Raw genomic sequence first — 8,336 nt, 5'->3', positions numbered from 1 at the left:
GCGGCGACGCCACCTCCCGGCCCGGCGGCATGGGCGGTGGCATGGGCGGCGGTCCCGGCGGCGGCGCCGACAGCGCGATGGTCACATACCTGGAGAAGCACCGCGACGGCGCCAAGTGGCTGGTGGCGGTGTCCAGTTCGCAGAGCGCGGCCCAGCTGATCGTCAGCACGAAGCAGCCCGTCATCTCCATGTGGGGCTGGTCCGGCAGCGACAAGGCCATGACCCTCGCCAAGCTGAAGGAGCTCGTGAAGAAGGGCGAGCTGCACTACATCGTGCTCGGCGGCGGCATGGGCGGAGGCGGCGGTGGCATGGGCGGCGGCGACAGCGCCGGCTCCGAGGTGACCGCCTGGGTCCAGGAACACGCGACGGCGGTGAAGGCGAGCGAGTACAGCGACACGCCGTCCGAGTCCTCCGCCGACTCCGACAGCTCCGACAGTTCTGACAGTTCTGACAGCTCCGGCTCCCAGAACACCCAGGCGCTCTACCGCCTGGACGCCTCGGACGTCAACTAGGGCAATCCCTCCCCCAATTGGGGGAAAACCCTCGCTCTTCGCAGCCCCTGGACCGGCAACGGCCAGGGGTTGCGTCGTGTGCGAGAACGTCACACAAACGCCTCCTTCCGGTTACACGAGCGACCCCATGTCCATGTCACGCTCCCGATTGACCGAAGTGTCAACACGCGTAGAACGCGGGCCCGTCGAGCTGGATCCCGCGTCCCGGCGCGTGCCGTTCCCGGGAAAGGGCACCCCCATGTCCGTTGCGCACAAAGGCAGTTGGAAGGCGCTGGCGGTAGGCGTTTCCGCCGTCCTCGTCGGCTTCACGCTCCCGACGGTCGCCGCGACCCCCGCCGCGGCGACGACCACCGCGTACGACGACACGTACTACGCGGGCGCGATCGGCAAGACCGGCACGGCCCTCAAGAGCTCGCTGCACTCGATCATCAGCGACCAGACCACGATCTCGTACTCCGAGGTCTGGAACGCGCTCAAGGTCACCGACCAGGACCCGAACAACAGCAACAACGTGGTCCTGCTGTACTCCGGCATCTCGCGGAGCAAGACGCTCAACGGCGGCAACACCGGCAACTGGAACCGCGAGCACGTGTGGGCCCAGTCGCACGGCGACTTCGGCACCTCGGCCGGTCCCGGCACGGACCTGCACCACCTGCGCGCCGAGGACGTCCAGGTCAACGGCATCCGCGGCAACAAGGACTTCGACAACGGCGGCAGCAGCTTCACCAACAGCGGCGGCAGCCTCACCGACTCGAACTCCTTCGAGCCCCGCAGCGCCGTCAAGGGCGACGTGGCCCGCATGATCCTCTACATGGCCGTCCGTTACGAGGGCGACGACGCCTGGGAGGACCTGGAGCCCAACGACGCCGTCACCAACGGCAGCGTCCCGTACCACGGCCGCCTCTCGGTCCTGAAGCAGTGGAACGAGGCGGACCCGCCCAGCGCCTTCGAAGAGCGCCGCAACGAGCTCATCTACTCGAACTACCAGGGCAACCGGAACCCGTTCATCGACCACCCCGAGTGGGTCGAGGCGATCTGGTAGACCGACGGTGACCCGCGCTGAACTCCCCGTGACAGAAAGGGAGTTCAGCGCCACACCTGTCCCCTCGGTTACGAATCCATGACATCGGGGCGTACAACTGGGGGCGCTCCGATCGAGTCGGACTCACTGAACGCGGCATTCCGCGCGCAGAACAGACCGACTCGAAAGGCTTACGTATGTCCCGAGCACACCGCCGAACTCGTACCGCGCTCACCGCACCCCTGGCAGCCGCGGTGCTGCTCGCCGGAGGATTCGGCGCCATGGCCCTCACCGGGGCCTCGGCGCACGCGGCCACCGGGTCCGCGGACGCGCAGGACGACTTCAACGGCGACGGATACGCCGACCTGGTCGTGTCTGCCCCGGACGCCACGATTTCCAGCAAGACCAAGGCGGGCTACGTGGCCGTCACGTACGGCTCCGCCAGTGGCGTCTCCGCCGCCAACAAGAAGCTCATCAGCCGCTCCACCAGCGGCGTTCCCGGCTCCGCCACCGCGGGCCAGCGCTTCGGAACCAACTTCACCAAGGGCGACCTGGACGGTGACGGCTTCAGCGACCTGGTGATCTCGGGTGGCAGTGCCGGTTCCGTCATCCTCTGGGGCTCCGCCTCCGGACTCACCGGCGGCACGGCCATAGCCGGGTACGGCCAGTCCCCCACGACCGGCGACTTCGACGGCGACGGCAAGACGGACCTCGCCCTGTTCGAGCAGGTGTCCTCCTTCGGCGACGAAGCCCCCAGCAGCGCCGCCGCCGTGTGGAAGGGCCCGATCTCGCGAACCGGCACGCCCACCGCCGTCCTGCCCGTCCTGGACAAGTCCCTGTGGTGGGGCTACGACGCCGACGACGCCTCCTGCGCCACCAACGGCGGCTGCGAGGAGGACGCCGACTCCATCAGCGGCCCCTACACCTCCACCGAGACCGGTGACGTCAACGGTGACGGCAAGGACGACATCGTCGTCTGGGACTACAAGGGCGACGGCGTCTACGGCAACCGCCTGCTCCTCGGTGGCGGCAGCACGGGCTTCAAGAGCGGCTGGGTCCCCGGTGAGGCCGCCGGCAACAGGACGGGCACCGGCGTCGGGGACGTCAACAACGACGGCTTCGACGACGTCGTGGTCGGCAACGACTGGGGCAGCGGCACCGTCAAGGTCGCCCTCGGTTCGGCCACCGGCCTGTCCTCGGACCGCGTCCAGACCTTCAACCAGGACAGCCCCGGGTTCCCCGGAGTCGAGGAAGAGGAGGACGAGATCGGCGCGTCGGTCTCGGTCGCGGACGTCACGGGTGACGGCTACGCCGACATCGCGCTCGGCATCCCGGGCGAGGACATCGGCGACATCTACGACGCCGGCTCGATCGCCCTGGTCCCCGGCAGCGCCTCCGGCGCCACGGGCGCCGGAACGAAGACCTTCCATCAGGACACCGCCGGTATCCCCGGAGTCGCCGAGGACCGCGACGAGTTCGGTGTGAGCACCGCTCTCCTGGACCTCAACGGCGACGGTCACTCCGACCTCGCGGCCGGTTCCACGGCCGAGAACGAGCAGAACGGCGCGGTCTGGGTGCTGAACGGCACGGCGAGCGGCCTCACCGCCACCTCGTCCTTCGCGTTCGGCGCCGGTGACCTCGGCGGGCCCGCCACGGGCGTGCACTTCGGCGCGTTCCTGCGCTGACCGACCGATCCACAGCACTACGGTGGGGCGGCCTCGTGCCGCCCCACCGTCATGTCCGGGCCGGATCCCCGGGCCAGGGGCGGTTCAGTCCAGATGCGTAGGCGCGAACATCCGCAGCAGCGCCGGCAGCACGACCACCGAAGGGCCGGGCGTGGCAAGGGACTTGGCGAGGTCGTCGGCGAGGGTGTCCGGGGTGGTCCGTACGCCGGGTACGCCGAAGGACTCGGCGAGCGCCACGTAGTCGGGGCGGGACAGTTCCGTCGCCGTGGCCTGGCCGAAGGCGTCGGTCATGTACTCGCGCAGGATGCCGTAGCCGCCGTCGTCGACGATGAGCCAGGTCACGTCGAGGTTGTGCTGCCTGGCGGTGGCGAGTTCGGCGATGGAGTACAGCGCGCCGCCGTCGCCGGAGACCGCGAGGACGGGGTGGGTCGGGTCGGCGACCGCGCCGCCGATGGCCGCCGGGAAGGCGTAGCCGAGGCCGCCGGCGCCCTGGGCGGAGTGCATGGTGTTCGGCCGGCGGGCGTCGAAGGCGGACCAGGCCCAGTAGGCGAGGATCGTCATGTCCCAGAAGCTGGCCGACCGGTCGGGCAGGGCCTGGCGGACGGCGGCCAACACCTGCTGTTCCAGGGTGAGTTCCTGGGCGTCGATGCGCTCGCGGACGAGGTCGAGGACGGTCCGTACGCGATCCGCGGCTGTCTCGTCCTCCCGCTCGGGCACGGTTTCGAGCAGGGCCGACAGGGCGAGGCGGGCGTCCGCGTGGATGCCGAGGGCCGGGTGGTTGGACTCCAGCTTGCCGAGGTCGGCCTCGATCTGGATGACGCGGCCGCGGGGCTTGAACGTGTAGTAGTTCGAGGAGAGTTCGCCGAGGCCCGAGCCGACGACGAGCAGGACGTCGGCGTCCTCCAGGAAGTCCGTGGTGTGCCGGTCCTCCAGCCAGGACTGGAGGGAGAGCGGATGGTTCCAGGGGAAGGCGCCCTTGCCGCCGAAGGTGGTGACGACGGGCGCGTTGAGCCGCTCGGCGAGCTGACGCAGCTTGCCGGACGCGTCGGACCGTACGACTCCGCCGCCCGCGATGATCGCGGGGCGGGCCGCCTTCGAGAGCAGGTCGGCTGCCACGGCGGTCAGTTCGGGGCGGGGCGGGAGATCGTGGGGCGCGGCGTCCGCGGCCGTGACGACGGGCAGTGACGTCTCGGCGAGCAGCACGTCCTGCGGGATCTCCACCCACACCGGACCGTGCGGGGCGGTGAGGGCCGATTCCCAGGCCTCGGCGATCGCGGAGGGGATCTGCGACTGCGTACGGACCGTGTGGACGGACTTCACGACGCCCCTGAACGAGGCCTGCTGGTCCGGGAGTTCGTGCAGATAGCCGTGCCGTCCGCCGCCGAGTCCCGCGCCGGGGATCTGGCTGCTGATGGCGAGGACGGGGGCGCTCGCGGCGGCCGCCTCCTGGAGCGCGGCCAGCGAGGTCAGCGCGCCGGGGCCGGTCGACAGGAGCAGCGGGGCCGCCTCGCCGGTGATGCGGCCGTACGCGTCGGCCGCGAACCCGGCGTTGTTCTCGACCCGCAGGCCGATGTAGGCGAGGTCGGAGCGGCGCAGCGCGTCGAACATGCCGAGCGCGTGCTGACCGGGCAGGCCGAAGACGGTGGTCGCGCCGAGACCGGTGAGGGTCTCCACGACCAGGTCTCCGCCGTTGCGTCCGGGGGGCGGGTTGAGTGCGGCCTCCGTCTGCGCGGCGGTCGGGCGGAGCACCAGGTCGTGGTCGTGGGTCACTTGGCGTCGCTCTCCTCGGGCGCCTGCGCGGTCGCATCGCGGGTCTGCGTGTTCTTCTCGCGGGCCTGCGCGATCTGGCGGGACATGATGGTGGTGAGTTCGTACGCCGTGTGGGACGCGGCGACGGAGGTGATCTCGGCGTGATCGTACGCGGGGGCGACCTCGACGACGTCGGCGGAGACCAGGTGGCAGGAGGCCAGGCCGCGCAGGATCTCCAGGAGTTCGCGCGAGGTCATGCCGCCGGCCTCGGGGGTGCCGGTGCCGGGCGCGTGGGCCGGGTCGAGGCAGTCGATGTCGATGGAGATGTAGAGCGGGCGGTCGCCGATGCGCTGGCGAAGCTGGTCGGCGACCTCGTCGGCGCCGCGCCGGTAGATGTCGGCGGAGGTGACGATGCCGAAGCCGAGCTTCTCGTCGTCGGTGAGGTCCTGCCGGCCGTAGAGCGGACCGCGCGTGCCGACGTGGGAGAGGGCCTCGGTGTCCAGGATGCCCTCCTCGACGGCCCGGCGGAACGGGGTGCCGTGGGTGTACTCCGCGCCGAAGTACGTGTCCCAGGTGTCGAGGTGCGCGTCGAAGTGGAGCAGCGCGACCGGGCCGTGCTTCTTGGCGACCGAGCGCAGCAGGGGCAGCGCGATGGTGTGGTCGCCGCCGAGGGTCATCAACCGGGCGCCGGTGCCGAGGAGTTCGTCGGCGGCGCCCTCGATGGTGTCGACGGCCTCGTTGATGTTGAACGGGTTCGCTGCGATGTCACCGGCGTCCGCGACCTGGGCGAGCGCGAAGGGCGAGGCGTCCTGGGCCGGGTTGTACGGGCGCAGAAGCCGGCTCGCCTCGCGGATCGCGTTGCCGCCGAAGCGGGCCCCCGGCCGGTACGAGACGCCCGCGTCGAACGGCACACCGACGACGGCGACGTCGGTGGTGCCGACCTCGTCGAGCCGGGGCAGCCGGGCGAAGGTCGCCGGTCCCGCGAACCGCGGCACGCGGGACGAGTCGACGGGGCCGCGGGGCGTCTCGTAACTGCTCATGGGGGTAATGCCTTCTTTCCTGCGATTCATACGCTTCATCGCGTATGTGCTGCTTCTCCGACTCTACTGGTGAGCCGGAACCGATTCGGACACGGGTTCGGAGGTGCGGCCCGCGAGCCGCTCGCGCCAGGCTGCGAGGACCGCCGCGTCGGTCGCCGGGGTGGCCAGCGAGACGATCACGTAGACGGCCAGGGAGGAGAGGAGCCCGTAGTAGATGGGTTCGTTGGCGAGGATTCCGTAGGACGCCATCAGGCCGATCACCGCGAGGCCGCCGACCACGACGGCGGCGAGGGCGCCCTGGGCGGTGCCGCGCTTCCAGAGCAGACCGCCGAGGATGGGCACGAGGAGACCGCCGACGAGCAGGTTGTACGCGACGGTCAGGGCCTCGATGACGTTGTTGAGCGCGATCGCCGTACAGATCACCGCGATGCCCATGATGAGGATGAAGGCGCGGTTGCCCCTGACCTCGTCGCGCTCCTCTTCGGAGTCGGTGATGCCGGAGGCGGTGGTGACGGAGGCGGTGGTGCCGGAGGCGGTGGTGACGGCTCCGCGCAGCCGCGACCAGATGTCGTTGTTGGCGACGGTGGCGCAGGCGATGAGGGCTCCGGAGGACGTGGACATCACGGCCGCGAGGGCGGCGGCGAGGACCAACCCCCGTACGCCCATGGGCAGTTCGTCCTTCACGATGGTCGCGAAGGCGTCGTCCGGGCTGCCCAGCTTCGGGTAGAGCACCTTGGCCGCCGTACCGATGACGGCACCGGCGAGCGCGTAGACCAGGCAGTAGGTGCCCGCGACGGTGCCGCCCCACTTGGCGGTGCGGTCGCTGCCCGCGGTGAACACGCGCTGCCAGATGTCCTGCCCGATCAGCATGCCGAACGTGTAGATCAGCACGTACGTGAAGATCGTCTCGCCGCCGATGCCCAGCGGGTCGAAGTACTCGGTGGGCAGCTGCGCCTTCATCTCGCTGAACCCGCCGGCCTTGACGACCGCGATGGGCAGCAGGAGCAGCAGCACACCGATGGTCTTGACGACGAACTGCACCATGTCGGTGAGGGTGATCGACCACATGCCGCCGAGCGTCGAGTACGCGACGACGATCGAACCGCCGAGGATGATCGCGACCGTGCGGTTCATGTCGAAGAGGACGTCGAAGATCGTGGCGTACGCGATGGTCGACGTGACCGCGAGCATGAGGGTGTACGCCCACATGACGACGCCGGAGATGACACCGGCCCGGCCGCCGTACCGGAGATCCAGCATCTCGGAGACGGTGTAGACCTTCAGGCGGGCGATGCGGGCCGAGAAGAAGACGGAGAGGGCGAGGAGACCGAGGCCGATGGTGAAGACCATCCAGGCACCGGAGAGCCCGTACTGGTAGCCGAGGCCGACACCGCCGATGGTGGACGCACCGCCCAGGACGATCGCGGCCATGGTGCCGGAGTACATCGTCGGGCCGAGCCGCCGCCCGGCGACCAGGAACTCGCTCTTGGACTTGGCGCGGCGCATGCCCCACCAGCCCATGGCCAGCATGCCGACCAGATAGACGACGATCACTGTGTAGTCGACGGCCATTGGGGGCTCCTCTTCGCGCGTTCGGTGGCGTGTCGTGCGTGTGGGTGATGGGGGTTCGCCGGTGACTGACGGCTCACGTGTCCGCGTGTCGACATCGCGTGGGCGACTTCGCACGGCGTGTTCGCGTGGCCGGTTCGCGGGGACATCCGCCCGTACCCGCGGCCTCCGGTGGGGACGACCCTAGGTGGCCGGAAAGCAACGAAGAAGTGTACGTTTCATCCACAGTCACCGGATCCGATGGAGGAAACGTCCACCATGCCGGACCCTGCCGTTCCAGGCCCCGCCCCTGCCGTCCCACCCACACCTCCCGTCCCACTGACCGCACTGCTGGCCCGGGAGGACCTGGGCCTGCAGCAGATCGCGGGCCCCCAGGATTCGGCCACGGTGATCCACTGGGCGCACACCTCGGAGATGGCGGACCCGTACCCGTATCTGCTCGGCGGCGAGCTGCTGCTCACGGCAGGAGTCCACGTGCCGGAGGCGGCGGGCTCGGGCACCTACTTCGACGACTACGTCTCCCGGATCGTCGAGGCGGGCGGCGCCGCCCTCGGCTTCGGCGTGGCCCCGGTGCACGACACGGTCCCGCGCGCCCTCGTCGTGGCCTGCGACGACTACGGGCTGCCGCTCGTGGAGGTCCCGCCCCGCACGACCTTCTCCGGCGTGGCCCGGGCGGTCTGGCAGCTCATGGCACAGGCCCGCCACACCGAACTCCGCCGCGTCACGGAGGCCCAGCAGAGCCTGGCCGCCGCCGCGGCCA

The 8,336-nt window shown here is 70.2% G+C and carries 6 protein-coding genes and 1 pseudogene; 4 read left to right on the top strand and 3 right to left on the bottom strand.

Annotated elements, in window-relative coordinates; all coding sequences use genetic code 11:
* The 3 genes and pseudogenes from O3Q52_RS43645 to O3Q52_RS43635 form a co-directional block, all read left to right on the top strand.
* Window positions 1-512: pseudogene (locus O3Q52_RS43645) on the top strand (hypothetical protein); the annotation flags it as partial.
* 238 nt (window positions 513-750) lie between these two features.
* Window positions 751-1,554, top strand: coding sequence for an endonuclease I family protein (locus tag O3Q52_RS43640; RefSeq protein ID WP_269654072.1), 804 nt, complete (start codon window positions 751-753; stop codon window positions 1,552-1,554).
* A gap of 176 nt (window positions 1,555-1,730) precedes the next feature.
* Window positions 1,731-3,218 carry an FG-GAP and VCBS repeat-containing protein gene (locus O3Q52_RS43635; RefSeq protein WP_269654071.1) on the top strand — a complete coding sequence of 496 codons (1,488 nt, stop codon included), beginning with the start codon at window positions 1,731-1,733 and terminating at the stop codon, window positions 3,216-3,218.
* Window positions 3,219-3,302: 84 nt separating this feature from the next.
* Here the strand turns inward: O3Q52_RS43635 and O3Q52_RS43630 are convergent, their stop codons facing one another.
* From O3Q52_RS43630 to O3Q52_RS43620, 3 genes are all read right to left on the bottom strand, one after another.
* A complete protein-coding gene (locus O3Q52_RS43630) occupies window positions 3,303-4,988 on the bottom strand; it encodes a thiamine pyrophosphate-binding protein (RefSeq protein ID WP_269654070.1) in 1,686 nt (561 codons plus the stop codon).
* A complete protein-coding gene (gene speB / locus O3Q52_RS43625) occupies window positions 4,985-6,007 on the bottom strand; it encodes an agmatinase (RefSeq protein WP_266739616.1) in 1,023 nt (340 codons plus the stop codon). The genes O3Q52_RS43630 and speB overlap by 4 nt, the downstream gene beginning before the upstream one ends.
* Before the next feature lie 63 nt (window positions 6,008-6,070).
* Window positions 6,071-7,579 (bottom strand): sodium:solute symporter, encoded by a 1,509-nt coding sequence (locus O3Q52_RS43620; RefSeq protein ID WP_269654069.1) that lies wholly within the window; start codon window positions 7,577-7,579, stop codon window positions 6,071-6,073.
* Window positions 7,580-7,816: 237 nt separating this feature from the next.
* On the opposite strand from O3Q52_RS43620, the gene O3Q52_RS43615 reads away from it, so the two are divergent.
* A partial coding sequence (locus O3Q52_RS43615; protein WP_269654068.1) for a PucR family transcriptional regulator ligand-binding domain-containing protein occupies window positions 7,817-8,336 on the top strand: 520 nt, incomplete at its 3' end.

Source organism: Streptomyces sp. ActVer (assembly GCF_027270795.1).
In the GTDB taxonomy this organism is placed as follows: domain Bacteria; phylum Actinomycetota; class Actinomycetes; order Streptomycetales; family Streptomycetaceae; genus Streptomyces; species Streptomyces umbrinus_A.
The sequence above is the reverse complement of the archived record's forward strand: the minus strand, read 5'-3'. Positions and strand labels throughout refer to the sequence as shown.

Excerpts from the sequence above, each read along its gene's own strand:
- O3Q52_RS43640 (WP_269654072.1), top strand. The coding sequence starts at position 751 with ATGTCCGTTGCGCACAAAGGCAGTTGGAAGGCGCTGGCGGTAGGCGTT.
- O3Q52_RS43635 (WP_269654071.1), top strand. The coding sequence starts at position 1,731 with ATGTCCCGAGCACACCGCCGAACTCGTACCGCGCTCACCGCACCCCTG.
- speB (WP_266739616.1), bottom strand. The coding sequence starts at position 6,007 with ATGAGCAGTTACGAGACGCCCCGCGGCCCCGTCGACTCGTCCCGCGTG.
- O3Q52_RS43620 (WP_269654069.1), bottom strand. The coding sequence starts at position 7,579 with ATGGCCGTCGACTACACAGTGATCGTCGTCTATCTGGTCGGCATGCTG.